The 18158-nt window shown below is 34.5% G+C and carries 20 protein-coding genes; 17 read left to right on the plus strand and 3 right to left on the minus strand.

Annotation, left to right across the window (positions count from 1 at the left end; all coding sequences use genetic code 11):
- Position 1: 1 nt before the first annotated feature.
- From BBG48_RS07215 to BBG48_RS07225, 3 genes are read left to right on the plus strand one after another with little or no spacing between them, the layout of a single operon-like run.
- A complete protein-coding gene (locus BBG48_RS07215) occupies positions 2-667 on the plus strand; it encodes an ABC transporter permease (RefSeq protein WP_068913306.1) in 666 nt (221 codons plus the stop codon).
- A complete protein-coding gene (locus BBG48_RS07220; protein ID WP_068913308.1) occupies positions 668-1594 on the plus strand; it encodes an osmoprotectant ABC transporter substrate-binding protein in 927 nt (308 codons plus the stop codon).
- Positions 1591-2226 (plus strand): ABC transporter permease, encoded by a 636-nt coding sequence (locus BBG48_RS07225; protein WP_068913310.1) that lies wholly within the window; start codon positions 1591-1593, stop codon positions 2224-2226. The genes BBG48_RS07220 and BBG48_RS07225 overlap by 4 nt, the downstream gene beginning before the upstream one ends.
- 90 nt (positions 2227-2316) lie before the next feature.
- Here the strand turns inward: BBG48_RS07225 and BBG48_RS07230 are convergent, their stop codons facing one another.
- The 3 genes from BBG48_RS07230 to BBG48_RS07240 all read right to left on the minus strand — a co-directional run bounded on the left by BBG48_RS07230 (position 2317) and on the right by BBG48_RS07240 (position 4069).
- On the minus strand, positions 2317-2910 hold the full coding sequence (locus tag BBG48_RS07230) for an isochorismatase family protein (RefSeq protein ID WP_243446765.1): 594 nt from the start codon (positions 2908-2910) through the stop codon (positions 2317-2319).
- A 62-nt stretch (positions 2911-2972) separates the two neighbouring features.
- Positions 2973-3758 (minus strand): SdpI family protein, encoded by a 786-nt coding sequence (locus tag BBG48_RS07235; RefSeq protein ID WP_094754441.1) that lies wholly within the window; start codon positions 3756-3758, stop codon positions 2973-2975.
- Positions 3759-3790: 32 nt separating this feature from the next.
- A complete protein-coding gene (locus BBG48_RS07240; RefSeq protein WP_068913311.1) occupies positions 3791-4069 on the minus strand; it encodes an autorepressor SdpR family transcription factor in 279 nt (92 codons plus the stop codon).
- Positions 4070-4299: 230 nt separating this feature from the next.
- Between BBG48_RS07240 and BBG48_RS07245 the strand changes: the two genes are divergently transcribed.
- From BBG48_RS07245 to BBG48_RS07310, 14 genes are all read left to right on the plus strand, one after another.
- Positions 4300-4767 carry an MATE family efflux transporter gene (locus BBG48_RS07245; protein WP_068913312.1) on the plus strand — a complete coding sequence of 156 codons (468 nt, stop codon included), beginning with the start codon at positions 4300-4302 and terminating at the stop codon, positions 4765-4767.
- On the plus strand, positions 4768-5016 hold the full coding sequence (locus tag BBG48_RS07250; protein WP_068913313.1) for a hypothetical protein: 249 nt from the start codon (positions 4768-4770) through the stop codon (positions 5014-5016).
- A gap of 183 nt (positions 5017-5199) precedes the next feature.
- Positions 5200-6510, plus strand: a complete 1311-nt coding sequence (locus tag BBG48_RS07255; RefSeq protein WP_068913315.1) for a Na+/H+ antiporter NhaC family protein — start codon at positions 5200-5202, stop codon at positions 6508-6510.
- A gap of 210 nt (positions 6511-6720) precedes the next feature.
- Positions 6721-8091, plus strand: a complete 1371-nt coding sequence (locus BBG48_RS07260) for an MATE family efflux transporter (RefSeq protein WP_068913317.1) — start codon at positions 6721-6723, stop codon at positions 8089-8091.
- Between the two features lie 186 nt (positions 8092-8277).
- A complete protein-coding gene (locus tag BBG48_RS07265; RefSeq protein ID WP_068913318.1) occupies positions 8278-9804 on the plus strand; it encodes an AbgT family transporter in 1527 nt (508 codons plus the stop codon).
- Positions 9805-9905: 101 nt separating this feature from the next.
- Positions 9906-11006, plus strand: coding sequence for a M20/M25/M40 family metallo-hydrolase (locus BBG48_RS07270; RefSeq protein ID WP_308592777.1), 1101 nt, complete (start codon positions 9906-9908; stop codon positions 11004-11006).
- Positions 11007-11360: 354 nt separating this feature from the next.
- Positions 11361-11927, plus strand: coding sequence for a glycerol-3-phosphate responsive antiterminator (locus BBG48_RS07275; RefSeq protein WP_068913320.1), 567 nt, complete (start codon positions 11361-11363; stop codon positions 11925-11927).
- Between the two features lie 74 nt (positions 11928-12001).
- Positions 12002-13054: a C4-dicarboxylate TRAP transporter substrate-binding protein gene (dctP, locus tag BBG48_RS07280; protein WP_068913322.1), complete on the plus strand. Its 1053-nt coding sequence runs from the start codon at positions 12002-12004 to the stop codon at positions 13052-13054.
- A 109-nt stretch (positions 13055-13163) separates the two neighbouring features.
- A complete protein-coding gene (locus tag BBG48_RS07285) occupies positions 13164-13661 on the plus strand; it encodes a TRAP transporter small permease (RefSeq protein ID WP_068913324.1) in 498 nt (165 codons plus the stop codon).
- Between the two features lie 2 nt (positions 13662-13663).
- Positions 13664-14953 carry a TRAP transporter large permease gene (locus BBG48_RS07290; RefSeq protein WP_068913326.1) on the plus strand — a complete coding sequence of 430 codons (1290 nt, stop codon included), beginning with the start codon at positions 13664-13666 and terminating at the stop codon, positions 14951-14953.
- The gene (locus tag BBG48_RS07295) at positions 14953-15744 is read left to right on the plus strand and encodes an HAD-IIA family hydrolase (protein ID WP_068913327.1); all 792 of its coding nucleotides are present in this window, start codon (positions 14953-14955) and stop codon (positions 15742-15744) included. The genes BBG48_RS07290 and BBG48_RS07295 overlap by 1 nt, the downstream gene beginning before the upstream one ends.
- Positions 15745-15839: 95 nt before the next feature.
- A complete protein-coding gene (locus BBG48_RS07300) occupies positions 15840-16526 on the plus strand; it encodes an MgtC/SapB family protein (protein ID WP_094754442.1) in 687 nt (228 codons plus the stop codon).
- 5 nt (positions 16527-16531) lie between these two features.
- Positions 16532-17965 carry an NAD(P)/FAD-dependent oxidoreductase gene (locus tag BBG48_RS07305; RefSeq protein WP_068913329.1) on the plus strand — a complete coding sequence of 478 codons (1434 nt, stop codon included), beginning with the start codon at positions 16532-16534 and terminating at the stop codon, positions 17963-17965.
- A gap of 11 nt (positions 17966-17976) precedes the next feature.
- Positions 17977-18158: FAD-dependent oxidoreductase (locus tag BBG48_RS07310; RefSeq protein ID WP_116170953.1), on the plus strand; the 182-nt coding region annotated here is incomplete at its 3' end.

Consider the following 18158-nt stretch of genomic DNA (forward strand, 5'->3'; position numbering starts at 1 on the left):
GATGGATTTTTTAACACAAAACTTTTCCGATTTGGTTGTCAAGCTGGGTGAGCATTTTATAATAGCTCTTTTGGCTTTAGCATTAGGAGTCTTAGTTGCAATGCCAATAGGAATATTTATAACTAAAAATGGAAAACTATCTTCGATAGTTATGACTATTGCGTCTATATTGCAGACTATTCCATCGCTTGCATTACTTTCTATAATGGTGCCCTTGGTCGGAGTAGGTAAAAAGCCTGCAATAATAGCACTTTTTATTTATTCGCTCTTGCCAATACTTAGGAATACTACGATAGGAATAAATAAGGTTGATGAGTCCTTAGTAGATGCGGCAAAGGGTATGGGAATGACACCAAATGAAATAATACAAAAGGTACAGCTACCATTAGCTGCACCAGTGATTATGTCGGGGATTAGACTGTCTGCTATATATGTAATTTCTTGGACTGCAATAGCCTCTTATATCGGTGCGGGCGGACTTGGAGATTTTATTTTTTCAGGTTTAAATACATTTGATACCAAGCTTATTTTACTTGGTACAGTGCCTGTCACACTTTTAGCGTTGGTAGCGGACTTAATTTTAGGTAAAGTCGAAGAAAAAGTAAAACCTAAAGAGACATCTCAGGTTAAGACCGCCCCTTCTTCCGATTTAAAGGAGGAGATATAAATGAAAAAAATTATAAAATTAATTACCTCAGCAATTTTATGCGTTAGCTTGACTGCGTGTTCGTTGCCATTTTTAGGCAGCTCAGATACAAAAAGTGGTATAGTTATAGCAGGAGGAAATACTTCTGAAAGACAAATATTATCAGAAATACAAAAGCAGCTTATACAGCATTATATGCCAAAAGCTAAGGTATCCGTTATAAATAATCTAGGCTCAACTACCTTGATAGTACAGACATTTATGAGGGGAATATGCAATGTTTCTGCCGGTATGTATACAGGCACGTCACTTACAGGAGAGCTGGGCATGGAGCCTGAGACTAATCCACAAAAAGCAATGGAATTAGTAAAAAATGGATATAAGGATAAATTTAATATGAAATGGTATGACTCCTATGGATTTTCAAATACCTATGCTTTCATGGTAAAGAGGGAATTTGCTGAAAAAAATAATATAAAAACCTTATCAGATTTAAAGGCACTTGCACCAAAATTAAGAGCCGGAGTGGATACCTCTTGGATGAGGAGGCAGGGCGATGGATACGAGGCGTTTAAACAGACCTATGGCTATGATTTTGCCAAGGTATACCCTATGGAGATTGGTTTAGTCTACGATGCTGTAAATAATGGTGAAATGGATTTAGTGCTAGGATATTCTACCGATGGAAGAATTAATTCTTATGATTTAGTTTTGCTTGAAGATGACCTACACGTTTTTCCGCCTTACGATTGCAGTACTGTAGCCAGCTATGATTTATTAAATAAACATCCTGAGCTTGATGACGTCTTTGGTAAGTTAGAAGGTAAAATAGATAGCTCTACTATGCAAAAGCTTAATAGGATGTCAGACGAGCAGCTTATTGAGCCAGCAACAGTTGCTAAGAATTTTTTGGAGGAAAATAATTATTTCGAGGAGGTGTCAAAATGATAAGACAATTTCTTGAATATTATGCGACCAATGGAGCCTATGTTTTTGAGCAGTTTGTAAGACACTTTCTTATTTCAATATATGGTGTGTTGTTTGCGTCAATGGTAGCCATTCCTATAGGGTTTTATATTTCTAGGAAATATAACCTTTCTCAAATTGTAATATCTTTGGCAAATATTTTGCAGACAATACCATCGCTTGCAATGGTAAGTATTTTGATGATAGTAATGGGACTTGGAGTAAATACAGTCATAATGGCGGTATTTTTATATTCCTTGCTACCTATTATAAAAAATACTTATACAGGTGTAAGAAATGTAGACAAAAATTTAGTAGATGTGGCAAAAGCTATGGGCATGACAAAGCTACAGGTGATTTTTAAAATAGAATTACCATTGAGCATATCTATAATAATGGCAGGAGTAAGAAATGCTTTAGTCATGGCAATAGGGGTTACTGCTATAGGCACATTTATCGGAGCGGGAGGACTTGGAGATATAATTACAAGAGGGATAAATGTATCCAACGGCTCTGCAATCATACTTGCTGGAGCACTGCCGACAGCCTTGATGGCGGTAATAAGTGATATAGTTTTGCAAAGGATAGAAAAGTTATTAGACCCGTTAAAATAAAAGAGCTAAATATTGAATAAAAAAAGCGTAATATATTAAAAAATTTAATATACTACGCTTTATTTTTGGCTTAAATAACGATGTGATAATTTATTTTATTAACGCTTGTACTTCTTTAAAGTTTGGATGTTTTGAAGTTTTAAGCAAGCTAAACAGTACAGCCTCTGTATTGGATATTACAGCTTTCATATCTTTCATCATTTCCAGTCCATTTTTATAATTTTCTTTTGACCTAGAGCCTGCCGCATCACCTACTACAGTTACTTCGTAACCGTCCATCATTAAATCCAGTACAGTTTGCATTACGCAGATGTGAGCCTCTATACCGGCAACGATGATATGCTTTTTGCCAAGCTCTGCCAATTTTTCTTTTAGCTCTCCATCGTAGGCAGCAAAGGAAACTTTTTCTATGACAGTAGGCTCTTTTGCCTCTGCAAATATTTCTTGGTTAGTATTTCCAAGACCTTTTGGATATTGCTCTGTAAATACAGTAGGTATTTCTAATATTCTAGCGGCTTGCACCAAAATCTTTGTGTTTTTTTTGACCAAATCTTCATTAAACATTGCCTTAGACAATTTGTCCTGAACATCTATTACTAACAGTAGGGTATCATCGTTATTATGATAAAAGGCTTGCAATCTTTTTTTTAGATGACCGCAGTGATGTGCCATATTTTCTGACATATATTCCTCCTAAAAATTTATATTTATCGTTACATTTATATGATACCACAAATTACAAAAAATTAGCGTTGTTTTTTGATATAAATTATAAAAGAGTAAATAGATGGTATTACAGCTACGCTACAACCTAATATCAGATATAGTGTATATATTGCATCTCCAAAGAAATTTATAAGTATAGGGGCCAGTAGAAATGATATCCCGAAAAATATGAACATATAAGCACCCAGTCGATTGGTTTTGTTCCAGTTTTCTTCGTCCTTTAAAGACCATGGAGTTTTAAAACCAATTTGGGAGTTGAGCTTGTTTTTAGTCATGTAATTTGCAGCTATTATTATGATTATACCTACAAATACGAATACTATTGGGGAGTTAAAATGTTTCTCCTGAGACCAAAAATATGACAGCCAAAAAATCAAATTACTTACAACTGGAATTGCAACTAAGGATAAGATTAGTAAGAATGAATTTTTATTGTTTCTACGCTTGTCGAACGGGTCAAAATAAGTCACCACACCTGTAATAATTGTAGCAGCTGCCATAATTAGTGGCATGATAAACACCACTTCATTTTTTGATGCGTAGCCGTCAATCTCACCCTTAAAGTTCATGTGGTTTGGCAATATATCGGGGATTTCATCATAAACTGTTAAGCCTATTATCATTGGTATTAAGCATAAAAGTGAAAGTACAGCTACAAGTATGAAATACCTTTTCTTATTTTTTAGTATACCTTTTGTATCTTGCAGTTCATCTTTTTCAAGCTCTATATTGTAAATACCGGTGTCATAATCTGACTGAGCGGATTTTTTAGAAGTTGGGTCTGATTTTTTATTTAGGTTATCCATTTTATTCTCCTGTAATTATTATAAAAGTTTTATTACTTATTACTATCCTTATCCATAAAACCTGAAATATAGGACAGTATCTCCTCAAACACTGAGGTGTTTAATTCGTAGTAGATGTAATTTTTTTCTTTTGTTTGTCTTATTAAATCCGCATTTTTTAGTATGGATAAATGATGTGAAATAGTCGCCGGACTAAGGTCAAAACAAGAGCTGATATCTCCTGCGGATTTTTTTGTGCCATCTTTAAGTATGTTTAGTATATCTCTTCTCACCGGGTCGCTTAATGCTTTAAAAGTATCTATTAGTGGCAAATTTCACCTCCAGTAAAAATTTTTATGAACTAAATCTATTTCGATATATATCTAAATAGATTATATTACTTATGCTAAAAATGTCAACAACTATTTTGATAAATTTCTAAATAGAAATTATTTTCATAATTAAAGCTGTTTACCTTGACGTAGTTTAATTTGATGTGGAATGTATGGACTTATAACTCTACCCATAGGGTGCGGGTATAGGTACACTGATTGGGGAAGGCTTGATAGTTGTAGCTTTAGGCTATTCTTTACACAAAAGTGGAGTTAGTATAAACAGTGGTAAAGATATATTTGCAGATTACAAAAGTGTAGCTAAAATTTCAGGTAATTCAATTTTGGAACAGATTTTTGAAAGAATAGGAATGTTTTTATTTACTAGAATGATTGCTGAGCTTGGTGCTGTCGCCACTGCAACAAGTCACATCGTCATGATTGCAGTAGATGTAGTTTACTATATATTTATGGGAATGGGGCAGGCATCATCATCAATTACGGGCAGAGTTTTAGGAGAAGGGAATAAAAAAGAGTTAAAAGAGTATATAAAAGTATTTAAAAACTCAGGAATACTTGCAGGTGTTATTGCTACTTTTATTTTTATTTTCCTAAGGCGACCTATATTTACGATGTTAAGTGGTGACCCAAATGCAGTAGCTCTTGGTGACAAGGTTATGATTATAGCCGCACTTTAAATGGTGCAACAGGCACTTGCACAAATATTTTCAGGAGCGTTAAGAGGTGCATCGGATACAGCGTATGTTGCTAAATATAGCTTGATAATAATTGCGTTCGTCAGACCTATGCTAACATATATATTTACATTTAAATTTAATTTAGGCTTATCAGGTGCTTGGCTTGCCTTTTTAGTCGACCAGTCGCTAAGAATGCTTGCATCTACTACAAGGACAAGGACAGATAAGTGGCTGTCACACAAAGTATAATTATATAAAATGGAATATGTAAGGTAAAAAATGCCAAAGTAAATGAACTTTAAGGTTTATTTACTTTGGCATTAATAATTTTAGCTTTACAAATATGGCTTTATGCGGTTAAACTAGTAGTTGATTAATAATTATGTAATTTTGTAGTTAAATTTAATATTACTCACATAAAGGTATAAATTCATGGAAACTTTGACACTATTTTTATTTTGCTTTGTACTAATACTTTTTATTTCTCTGGGATTTCCAATAGTTGTTGCACTTTTTACAGGACTTGTAATTTTTTTTATTTATGGATTTTATCAGCATTTTTCTTTTGCTCAAATTCTACAGATGTGTATTGATGGGATTAAAGAGGCGGGTAATATAATTATTACTATGCTTATAATAGGTATACTGACAGCTATGTGGAGAGCATCAGGTACAATTTCTATGATAATAGTGTATGCCGGTTATTTTATAAAGCCTTCGATTTTTTTGTTCATGAGCTTTTTACTTAATTGTATAGTTTCGTTTTTACTTGGTACATCATTTGGTACAGCGGCTACCATGGGAGTGATATGTGCAACCATGGCGTCTACTATGGATATTCCTGTTGTTCTAGCTGGCGGAGCTGTTTTATCAGGAGTGTTTTTTGGAGATAGATGCTCACCGCTTTCTACAAGTGCGATATTAGTTAGTGAAGTTACGCATAGCGATTTATATGTAAATATAAAAAATATGTTTAAGACTGCTATAGTACCATTTGTTGTAACGTCTTTACTGTTTTTGGTGATTGGCTTTGTTACACCGCACAAATCTATAAATATGGATTTGAGGGTGATATTTGGTAAAGAATTTAATTTGGCTTGGTTTTTGCTAATTCCTGCGGTTTTGATTTTGGGGTTGTCAGCTTTTAGGGTTAAGGTTAAGTGTGCCATGATTGCAAGTATTTTTAGTGCAATTCCTATTTGTCTATTTTTTCAGCATATTGGTATTGTAGAGCTTTGTAAAATTGCTTTATTTGGATTTAAAGCGTCCAATGGAGAAGTAGGCAAGATGTTAAATGGTGGCGGACTGCTTTCAATGATAAATGTTGTCTTTGTTTTGTGTATATCTTCATCGTATTCAGGTTTTTTCCAAAAAACACAATTGCTTTCAAAATTAAAAGCTGGGATAAAAAGGTTAAGTGAAAAAATAACAAATTTTGGTGCTTTGGTTGCCACTTCCTTTTTGGCAAGTGCTATAGCGTGCAACCAAACTTTGGCAATTATTTTGACAAACCAACTTTGCAAGGATTTAGAAAAGGACAATTCAAAAATGGCAATAAATCTTGAAAACTCAGTAGTGATGATTGCCGGACTTATCCCTTGGTCAATAGCGGGAGCAGTGCCATTGGCGTCTATAGGTGCACCTTTATCAAGTTTATTTTTTGGTTTTTATTTGTATTTGATTCCGCTTTGGAGACTGATTGTAGAACTTTTTAACAAAAATAAAAAGAATAATTTAGAATAGATTTTAAATTGTGTGTTGAGTTGGCATATATTGTATTAAATTTATTGTTTATTTTAACTTGGGGGATTAAATGAAAAGATAAGATTATATCAAATATTTATTATATGGGATTATTATTTTGATTTTAATTTTCTTAAATGTATGTATATCAAGACAAATTTTTACAAGGACTAGTTTTATCAATTTTATGGTATTTTTTTGGAGTAAATTTTGCAAAACAATATAGATTTAGGCAAAGACAATATTTTAGGCTTACTTTTAAGGCTAAGTGTACCTGCTACACTTAGTATGCTGGTTGCCGCTTTATACAATTTCGCTGACAGAGTTGTAGTAGGCAGGGTAAATCCTCTTGGTCTTAGTGCAATTGGTGTTACTATGCCTTTTCAAGTGGTGCAGATGGCATTTGTACTACTTATTGGAGTAGGCTCAGCGACTTTAATATCAATAAAATATGGTAAGGGAGATATTGACGGGGCAAGTGATGTGCTGTTTACAGGCTTTGTATTTATAGTAATATCTCAGCTTATAATTTCGATTTTATATATGATTTTTATAGAGCCTATTTTTAGCGTCTTAAAAATCGGCTCTAGTCTACATGATTTGTCATATAAGTATATTTCAATTATAGTAATTGGGGCAGTACCGGCACTTACAGGATATTGTTTAAATAACAGTGTGCGTGCACTTGGATATGCTAAGGAGTCCATGTTTTATGTGAGCTTTAGCAGTATTTTAAATATTGCTTTAGATATATTTTTTGTATTAGTATTTGGCTGGGGTGTGAGAGGAGCTGCAATTGCTACTATTATTTCTGAATTTCTTGTGACTATTTTTGTAATAAGATTTTTTACAAGTAATAAATCAAGTATAAAGCTCCACTTTTCTAGGGAATATTTAAAGAGTTATTTTGAGGAGAAAAAATATTTTCACACTTTGCTGGAAATTATTTCAGCCGGCACTCCTAGCTTTTTTATGCAGCTTTTCGGAGTAGTCGTGACAGTGCTATTAAACAATTCCATCTTACAGTATGGTGCAGATTATCATATGGCGGCGGTCACTATTGTAAATTCTGTATCAATGCTAGTTACTATGGTGATTTATGGTATAAGTCAAGGTATGCAGCCGATTATAGGATATAATTTTGGCAGTGGAGATTACAAAAGGGTGTCTTACAGCTACAAGCTTACGTTGATTTTTGTATTAATAGTAGCAGGTGGTGGCTTGGGGATATTGTTGTTGTTTGCAGACCAAATTGTATCAATTTTTGTAAAAAATAATAAAAGCCTGCTTAGCCTTACATCAGGAATTTTAAGGGTTTTTCTATTAGGTCTACCTATGATTGGTGCTCATTCGATAACTACGACTTTTCTACAGTCGACTAAAAAATCTTTTTTGGCAACTTTGCTTAATGTATTAAGATATGGCGGTATATTGATACCTTTACTGTATATTATCCCTCCGATTTATGGTATAAACGGGGTATACATTTCTAAGGCTCTGTCAGATATTTTAGCTGGACTTGTTGCGTTGATAATAGTTTTTAATGTTATAAAAAAGGAAAAATATGCTAGAAAAATGTAATGTGCTGTTAATTTAAGATAATAATCTGTAATTAAAAAATTTATTGTATAAAAATTAGGTTAATAGGGGAATGTAGCTTATTTTCTAAAAAATTATGCAAGATGTGTGTTGAAAGAAACATTTTCATGTGTTAAAATGTCATAGTCTACTTGTACTAATTGAAAAAATAAATTTTTGGAGGTTTCTATGAGCAAGAAAAAGAATGAAAATGAAGTTGGAGGTTTTTTAAAATCCGTTGAAGTAATCGGGAATAAATTACCTCATCCTGCCATAATTTTTCTTATTATGACAGTTTTTTTATTGATTGCGGCAGATGCTTTAGCTAGAGCAGGTGTAAGTTTTAAATACTATGATGCCAAGGCTCATGAAGAAGTAGAGCTTATAGCAGTGTCTCTTTTTAACAAAGAAGGAATTAATTACATATTTAATTCTGCTGTTGCAAACTTCACCGGATTTGCACCACTTGGGACTGTTCTTGTAGCGATGCTTGGTGTAGCAGTATCAGAACATACAGGATTATTCCATATAGCTTTGTCAAAGCTATTGACAGGAGTAAATCCTAGATTGTTAACTGCAATTGTTGTATTTGCCGGTATAATGTCAAACATAGCATCAGATGCCGGCTATGTAGTAGTTGTACCACTTGGAGCGTTAATGTTTGCATCTGTTGGTAGACACCCGGTTGCTGGACTTGCGGCAGGGTTTGCAGGCGTATCAGGTGGATTTTCAGCGAACTTATTAATAGGTACTACCGACCCACTGCTTACAGGTATTACAAATGAAGGTCTTAAAATTTCAGGAATTGATATGGCATTAGACCCTACTTGTAACTGGTATTTTTTGATGGCATCAACTTTCTTCTTAACAATTATAGGTACGCTTATTACAGAAAAAATCGTTGAACCTAATCTTGGAAAGTACACTGGTGACTACGAACATGAAAATACTGTTATAACACCTCAGCAAGAAAAAGGTTTAAAAAGAGCAGGGCTATCACTTTTACTTTACATTGTCATAATGGCAATATGTATGATGACAGTTTTTAAAGACCCAACCAAGACAGGAATTGACTCTATAAAGGCTTTCTTGTATGACGGATTTATTTTTGCTGTATTTTTATTATTCTTAATCCCTGGGTTGGTATTTGGTGTTACAACTGGAGTAATCAAAGACTCAAAAGATTTGATTAAGACTATGACAAAAGGTATGCAGGGTATGGGAGGATACATTGTGTTGGCGTTTTTTGCATCACAATTTATAAATTACTTCTCAGTAACTAATGTAGGTAAAATTATTTCTGTCAGTGGAGCAAATTTCTTGCAATCTGTTGGCTTAAAGGGAATTCCTCTAGTGCTATTATTTATCCTGTTAACTTCATTCTTAAACTTATTTATGGGTTCAGCATCAGCAAAATGGGCTATAATGGCACCTATATTTATACCGATGTTGTTACAAATGGGTATACACCCTGCATTAGCTCAGGTTGCTTACAGAATAGGCGACTCTTCTACAAATATTATTTCACCTTTGATGACTTATTTCCCTGTTATAGTTGCATTTATGCAAAAATATGAGCCTGAAAAAGGATTAGGCACATTGATTTCTACTATGACTCCATATTCTATAGTATTTTTAATTACATGGTCAATTTTACTTGTTGTATGGATGTTATTAGGCTTACCTGTAGGTCCTGGAGCGCCATTATTTATTTAAATTTTTGTAAAGTTGAAAGAGCCGAGTAATTTCGGCTCTTTTAGAATAAAAATGTAAATAAATCTTCAAGTTAACTAAAAAACAAATTGAAAGGGGAAATAATGGAAAATTCAAGAGTTATTGAGCGTTTCTTAGAATATGTAAAAATAGATAGCCCGACTAAAGAAGAAAAACAATTTAGACAAAGATTGGAGCAAGATTTAGACAAATTAGGTATTAGTCACGAGCTTGATAATGCAGGAGACGTGATAGGTTGCAATACTGGCAATCTGATTGCAAAAATTCAAGGTACTGGCGACAAGACTATACTATTTTCAGCACATATGGACACTGTATCTCCAGGCAGAGGTATAGAGCCTGAAATTAAAGACGGTGTTATTACATCTAAAGGGCAAACAATACTTGCTGCGGATGACAAGGCTGGAGTATCAGCTATAATAGAAATGCTTACGGTGCTAAAAGAAGAAAAAATTCCACATCATAATATAGTGGTAGCATTTACAGTATCGGAAGAAGTTGGACTTTCAGGCTCTAAAAATCTTGATTATTCAAAATTTAGTGCAGATTATGGAATAGTCGTTGACTCAGGGGGTGCTCCGGGAAATGTTGTAGTCCAAGGTCCGGCTCAAAATAAAGTGAATGTCACTTTTGTAGGTAAGGCTGCTCACGCTGGAGTAGCACCAGAAAAAGGAGTATCCGCAATAAAAATCGCAGCAGAGGCAATCGCCAATATGAAACTGGGAAGAATAGACGAAGAAACAACAGCCAATATAGGCTCTATAAATGGCGGCGGTGCTACAAATATAGTAACAGATAGAGTAGAAATCAAGGCAGAAGTAAGGTCACTTAATGGAGAAAAATTAAAAGCACAAACAGAGCATATGATAAAATGTGTAACTGATGCTCAAGAAAAATATGGTCTTAAAGCAGAAATTGAAGTTATATCAGCATATAGTGCGTTTAAAATTGATGAAGATAGTGAAGTTATTAAAGCTGTTAAAGCTGCTTGCGAAAAGACAGGATTAGAATTTGTAGCCGGAAAAACAGGCGGAGGTTCAGATACAAACAATTATTGCCTTAACAATATACCATCGGTTAATTTAGGCATAGGTATGGGGAATTCTCATGCAATTGAAGAATTTATCAATATAGAAGATATCGAAAAATGCACCAAATTATTGATTGAAATTGCAAAAGCCTAATCAGTATTAATTAAAACCATTAATATTTAAGTCAAGTTGTTTTTGATAAGGTTATACAAAGTGAACACACTTGTGAGTGCATTTACTTTGATAAATTACCAGGTGGATGTTTAAAATTTACTCAAAAAAAACAGTTGAAATATAATTTTATATATGTTACAATTGAGAAAAGAATAGAAAAACGTTTTTGAGACTTGAGCGAACGAAAACAACGTTGAGACTAAAAAAACTCGACTTGTGTTTTGTTCGCTGTTTTATTAAAAATGAGCAGCGAAAATAAATGCTCTACGGTTATAAAAAAGCACTATTTCAAAAACTAATAGATTTGCCTAAAATAAATATTGGAGAAATGAGATGAAGAGTGATTTTATAGATAGGCTATACGACAACCCGCTGATAATGGCTATAAAAAACGATGAAGAGCTGGAAAAATGTATAGATTATGACAACGAAATTGTTTTTTTGCTATATGGAGATGTGTGCAACATTCAAGACAAGGTTAGCCAATTAAAATCCAAAGGAAAATTTGTATTAGTACATACAGACCTCATTCAAGGACTATCTAACAAAGAGATAGCAGTAGATTTCGTAAAAAAATACACAGAATCTGACGGTATCATATCGACAAAAGAAAACTGCACCAAAAGAGCAAATGAGATTGGACTTTGCTCAGTACTGAGATATTTTGTACTGGACTCTATGTCATACTCAAATGTCAAATCGCAGATAAAAAATGTCCATGCTGATGCCGTAGAGATATTACCTGGCAATATGCCCAAGGTAATAAGCAATATATCAAAAATGTCTAATAAGCCTATAATAACTGGAGGTTTGATTTCATCAAAAGACGAAGTAATGCTCATGTTAAAATCAGGAGCGGTTGCTATTTCGTCTACCAACAGTGACGTATGGCAAGTTTGACATTATGATTTTAGAAAGGAGGAACAACTAGCAATAGTAAAATATAATTTAAAAAAAATTTAGGAGGAAACATAATGAAAAAATCACTAGTTGCCATATCTTTAGCAATGGCAATGCTACTTACAGCCTGTGGCGGCGGAGGAAAAGCCCCAGCTACAGAAACCAAAGACGCAAAGGAAACTAAGACAGAGCAAAGTGCACCTACTGAAAAAAGAGTAATAAAGGTATCAACAAAGTTCGTAGATGACGAACAGACAGCTATATCTCTTAAAAAAGTTGTAGAAAAAGTAAATGAAAGAAGTAACGGTTCATTAGAATTACAACTTTTTGCAAATGGTATTTTGCCAATAGGCAAAGATGGTATGGAGCAGGTAGTAGCAGGCTCTGACTGGATACTAGTAGACGGCGTAAACTTTTTGGGTGACTATGTACCTGATTACAATGCAATAACTGGACCATTCCTATACAAGACATTTGACGAATATTTCCATATAGTAGATGGACCTATAGGACAAGAGTTAAACAAACAAGCAGAAGAAAAAGGAATAAAAGTTTTAAATATGGATTGGGTTTTTGGATTTAGAAGTATGGAAACTAATAAACCTATAAAAACTCCTGATGACGTAAAAGGACTAAACATACGCGTCCCTACTAGCCAACTTTATACTTACACTATAGAAGCTATGGGTGGAAATCCGGTAGCTATGCCATATCCTGATACTTATGCAGCATTACAGCAAGGTGTTATAGATGGCGTTGAAGGCTCAATCATGTCTTACTATGGCACAAAGCAATATGAAAACGTAAAAGAATATTCACTTACTAGACATTTACTAGGTGTATCTGCAGTTGTTATAGGCACAAAGCTATGGGATAAGCTAACACCTGAAGAACAGACTATTTTGATGGAAGAATTTGAAAACGGAGCAAAAGACAACCTTGACGCTACAAACAAATTGGAAAAAGAATATGAAGAAAAATTAAAAGCTGAGGGTGTACACTTTAACGAAGTAGACACTAAAGCATTCCAAGATGCAACTCAGGTAGTATATACAAAATTTGACAAATGGACACCTGGCATATACGAAAGAGTGCTAGATGAGCTTTCAAAGATGGAACAAAAATAAAATAATATAAATATTTTACCTGCCAATGGTTACTATTAAAAATATCTGTTGGCAGGTTTATATAAAAATATATTTGTCAACCAAAATAAAATTGTATTTGGAGTCAACAATGAAAAAATTTTTAAAGGAATTTGAACTTAATATAGGCTCTGCGTTTTATGCGGTGACGTTCGTTTTGGCCGTAATAAATGTAATCACTAGATATTTTTTCAGTTTTACGTTTTTTTGGGCTGAAGAAGTTGCCGTAGGGTGTTTTGTTTGGGTAATCTTTTTAGGATTTTCTTATTCATATAGGACAGATAAGCTGATAGGCATATCCGCATTGGTAGACCTTTTTCACGGAAAGGTGCATGATGTTTTAGCTATCATAACTAATTTAATCGTTTTGGTAATTTCAACTATAATGTTTTATTTTTCATGGCAATACATAGTAAACATGACAAAAATAACTGCAGCACTTGAGCTACCATATCAGCTGATTTATACGTCTATACTAGTTGCTTTTTTATTAATTTGTATATATTCATGTATCAAAGCATACAAGCTTGTTAAAAAAGCAAAGTCAGAAGATAAAGTATCTGAAACGACACCAAATAAGGAGGGCTGATAATGCAATTTATACCGATAGTGGTTTTATTTATATTGTTTTTTCTAAACGTGCCGATAGCATTTTCGCTTATGGGTTCATCGCTAGTTTACTTCATATTTATAAACACAACTATGAGTATGGAAATGGTAATCCAACAGTTTGTAACTTCAGTAGAGTCATTTCCGTATCTAGCGGTGCCATTTTTTATAATGGTAGGTTCAGTAATGAACTACTCAGGTATATCAGAGGCACTTATGGACTTGGCAAATGTATTGGTTGGTCATACAAAAGGTGGACTGGCACAGGTAAACGTGCTGTTATCCGCTTTGATGGGCGGTATATCAGGCTCAGCTAATGCAGATGCTGCGATGCAGTCTAAGATGTTAGTTCCTGAAATGACTAAAAAAGGTTTTCCTTTGCCATTTTCAGCGGCAGTAACAGCGGCATCTTCTGCTGTCAGCCCTGTAATTCCTCCGGGAACAAATCTGATACTTTACTCTATCATTGCAGGTATACCTGTAGGTACTATGTTTTTAGCTGCGTATGGTCCTGGTATACTAATGACTATTGCTATGATGATAGTGGTACAGATAATTTCTGTAAAGAGAAACTACAAGCCATCATTTGAAAAAAGAGCTACATTTTTAGATTTTATAAAGCAATTAATTCATTCTATATGGGCATTGGTAATACCTTTTGGAATAATAATGGGTATGAGAATGGGTGCATTTACACCTACAGAGGCTGGAGCTATAGCTTGTGTATTCGCGTTTTTTGTAGGATTTTTTGTATACAAAAAATTAAAGCTACATCATTTGCCAATCATATTAAAAGATACAGTACAATCTACCGGAGCGGTGTTATTGATAATAGCAAGTGCTAAGGTATTTGGATATTACATGACACTAGAAAGAATACCTCAAATGATTACTGAATTCTTAGTAGGCTTTACAAACAGTCCGATTGTACTGCTAATAATAATAAATCTGCTACTTTTAGTAATATGTATGTTTATAGAAGGTGGAGCTGCACTTGTAATTTTAGCGCCTCTACTAGTACCTGCTGTAAAAACATTTGGTATAGACCCTGTACATTTTGGCATGATTTTTATAGTAAATATCATGATTGGTGGATTGACACCTCCATTTGGTTCGATGATGTTTACGGTATGTACAATACTTGATGTAAAACTAGAAGACTTTATAAAAGAGGTTTGGCCATTTATAGTATCTTTGCTGTTAGTTTTGGCAATGGTTACATTCTCTGAAAAAATTGCTTTATTTGTACCTCTAATTTTTGGAGGAGTATGATGAACGATTTGGATGACATAAAAGTATTTTTACTTGACATGGATGGTACGATTTATCTTGGTAATACTTTGATAGATGGTGCAAAGGAATTTTTGGAAAAGATAAAAAAAACGGGCAGGTCATATATTTTTTTGACAAACAACACATCTAAGGACAAAAACTTATATGTTGAAAAGTTAAATAAACTAGGTATTTCCTCAGAAAAGAGTGAAATATATTCATCCTCTGATGCGACGATTGCCTACCTAAATGACAAAAATATAAGAAAAGTCTTTTTGGTAGGAAATACGTCGTTGGAAAATGAGTTCAAAAATAGCGGGATAGAGGTAGTAAAGGAATACGGCAAGGAAATAGACGCTGTAGTATCCAGCTTTGATACTGAGCTGACATACGAAAAATTGCAGATAGCTTGTGACTATATAATGGATGGTATACTTTATATCAGCACACATCCGGATTTAGTTTGTCCTTTAGAGGGTGGTAGAGTTATGCCGGACAGCGGAGCAATATCAAACCTTATATATTCTGTTACTAAAAAACAACCTCTAGTCATTGGCAAACCAGAAAAAACTATGATAAAAGGTGTGCAAAAAAAATATGGTTTTGACAAGGATAGCTTGCTCATGGTAGGCGATAGATTGTATACCGATGTTGCCATGGGTGAAAAAGCTGGTATAAAATCAGCTTTGGTGTTGTCAGGTGAGACAACACTTGAAGATTACGAAAAAAGTGAAATAAAAGCAACGTTCGTATATAATTCAGTAAAAGATATGATAAATCTTATAAACTGATAAATTATAAATAATTAATAATAAGCAGAGTGCAGAGAGCTTTCCTATTTTTTATAGGGGCTTTTTGCATTTTTTTATAGGGGGGAATTAGATATATGATGCTTGACAGTAAGGAGATGGTGATAAGAATACTAGTGTCAGCAATCATAGGGGGACTAATAGGATTAGACAGAGAAAAAGGAAATCAGCCGGCTGGTCTTAGGACGCATATACTGGTTACAGTAGGCTCTACTCTTGTGATGCTGGTATCGATGTACGGCTTTGTATATGTACCTAGACCGGGTGACAGTGCAAGACTGGCTGCTCAGGTAATAAGCGGGATAGGTTTTTTGGGTGCAGGTACAATATTTAAGGGTAAGTCTACAGTAAGAGGTCTTACTACTGCTGCAGGCTTGTGGGTATCAGCAGGGCTTGGCTTAGCTGTTGGTGCTGGTATGTATATACCTGCAGGTGTTACAGCGTTAATCACAATTATTTCTTTGACTATACTAAACCATATAGAAGAAAAAGTTGTATTTAGAAAGCACAGAAAAGTAAAAATTGTATGCCAACAAAGTGAAAATTTCCTAGGCGATATAGAAAAGGTAGTATTAGGACACAATGCCCGTATAATAAATCTAAAGCTTGGCTGGGATATACAAAGAGACATCGAGGATTGCAAAAAAATAGATGTGATTATGTATCTTAAATTTATAGATAGTGTAGACATTTTGACACTACAGCAAGACATAATGCAAATAGAAGGCGTGGAAAGCTGTCAATTTACGATTGGAAGGGGATAAAAAAGATGTATGATTGTATTGTAATAGGAGCAGGAGTAATTGGTTGCTCAGTAGCAAGAGAGCTATCAAGATATGACTGCAAGATAGCGGTACTTGAAAAAGAAGAAGACGTATGTTCAGGCACATCAAAGGCAAACAGTGCCATAGTGCACGCTGGCTACGATGCACAAACAGGGTCACTAATGGCAAAGTTAAATGTCAAGGGCAACAAAATGATGAAAAAAATCGTCGAGGACTTGGATGTTCATTATATAAACAACGGTTCATTGGTTGTGACAAGTAATGAGCAAGATATACCAAAGTTGGAAGAATTGTACCAAAGGGGTATAAAAAACGGCGTAGAAGATATGCAGATAATATACAAGGACGAGATAAAAAAAATTGAGCCAAATATCGCTGACAGTGTAGTAGCTGCCTTATACGCAAAAACTGCCGGTATAATATGTCCGTTTAATTTGACAATAGCCTTTGCAGAAAATGCAAATGTAAATGGAGCAGAATTTATATTTGACACAAAGGTTACCGCATTAGAAAAAAAAGAAGGCTATTGGGTAGTAAAAGCACAAGATAAAATCTATGAGACAAAGACAATAGTAAACGCCGCAGGTGTGTATTCAGATGTATTTCACAATATGGTAAGCAATAAAAAAATACATATTACCCCTAGACGAGGAAACTATATGCTACTTGACAAAAAAGTGGGTAATTATGTAAACAACACAATTTTCCAGCTACCAAATGAATTAGGTAAGGGAGTGCTACTAGCTCCTACAGTTCATGGCAATTTGATAGTAGGACCAAATGCAGAAGACGTGGACGATAAAGAGGCTACCTGCACATCAAAAGAGGGATTGCAATTCTTGACAGATAAAGCATCCATGTCTGTAAAAAATCCGCCTCTTAACATGGTAATCACATCTTTTTCAGGCTTGAGAGCACATGAGGACGGTCACGAATTTATCATAGGAGAGGTAGAAGATGCTAAGGGATTTGTAGATTGTGCCGGTATAGAGTCACCCGGGCTTACTGCATCGCCTGCTATAGGTGAAATGGCAGCAGAAATAGTGGCAAATATCATAGACCTGAAAAAGAAAAACAATTTTATAGAAAAACGCAAAGGTTTTAACAGTACAGCAAAAATGAACAAAGAAGAGCTAAACGCACTGATAAAAAAAGATAAAAGCTATTCACATATCATTTGCAGATGTGAAATGATAACTGAAGGTGAAATAGTAGAGGCGATAAATAGACCGGTGGGAGCAAAAAGCTTAGACGGAATAAAAAGAAGAGTAAGACCTACATCAGGCAGATGCCAAGGAGGCTTTTGCACACCATTTTTGATAGATATACTTTCAAGAGAGCTAAACGTACCAAAAGAGCAGATATGCAAAAATAATAAAAATTCTTATCTGTTAACAGGTGAAATTAAACAAGGGTGAGGAGACTGCAAATGAAAACAAATTATGACATAGTAATAGTCGGAGGAGGTCCAGCAGGACTGGCAGCTGCGGTATCTGCGAAAAAAAACGGTATAGACGATATCCTAATACTTGAACGTGACGAGTATCTTGGAGGTATACTTAGACAGTGCATACACAACGGATTTGGCTTGCACACATTTAAAGAGGAATT

The sequence above is a fragment of the Criibacterium bergeronii genome (assembly GCF_001693775.2).
Classification (GTDB): domain Bacteria; phylum Bacillota; class Clostridia; order Peptostreptococcales; family Filifactoraceae; genus Peptoanaerobacter; species Peptoanaerobacter bergeronii.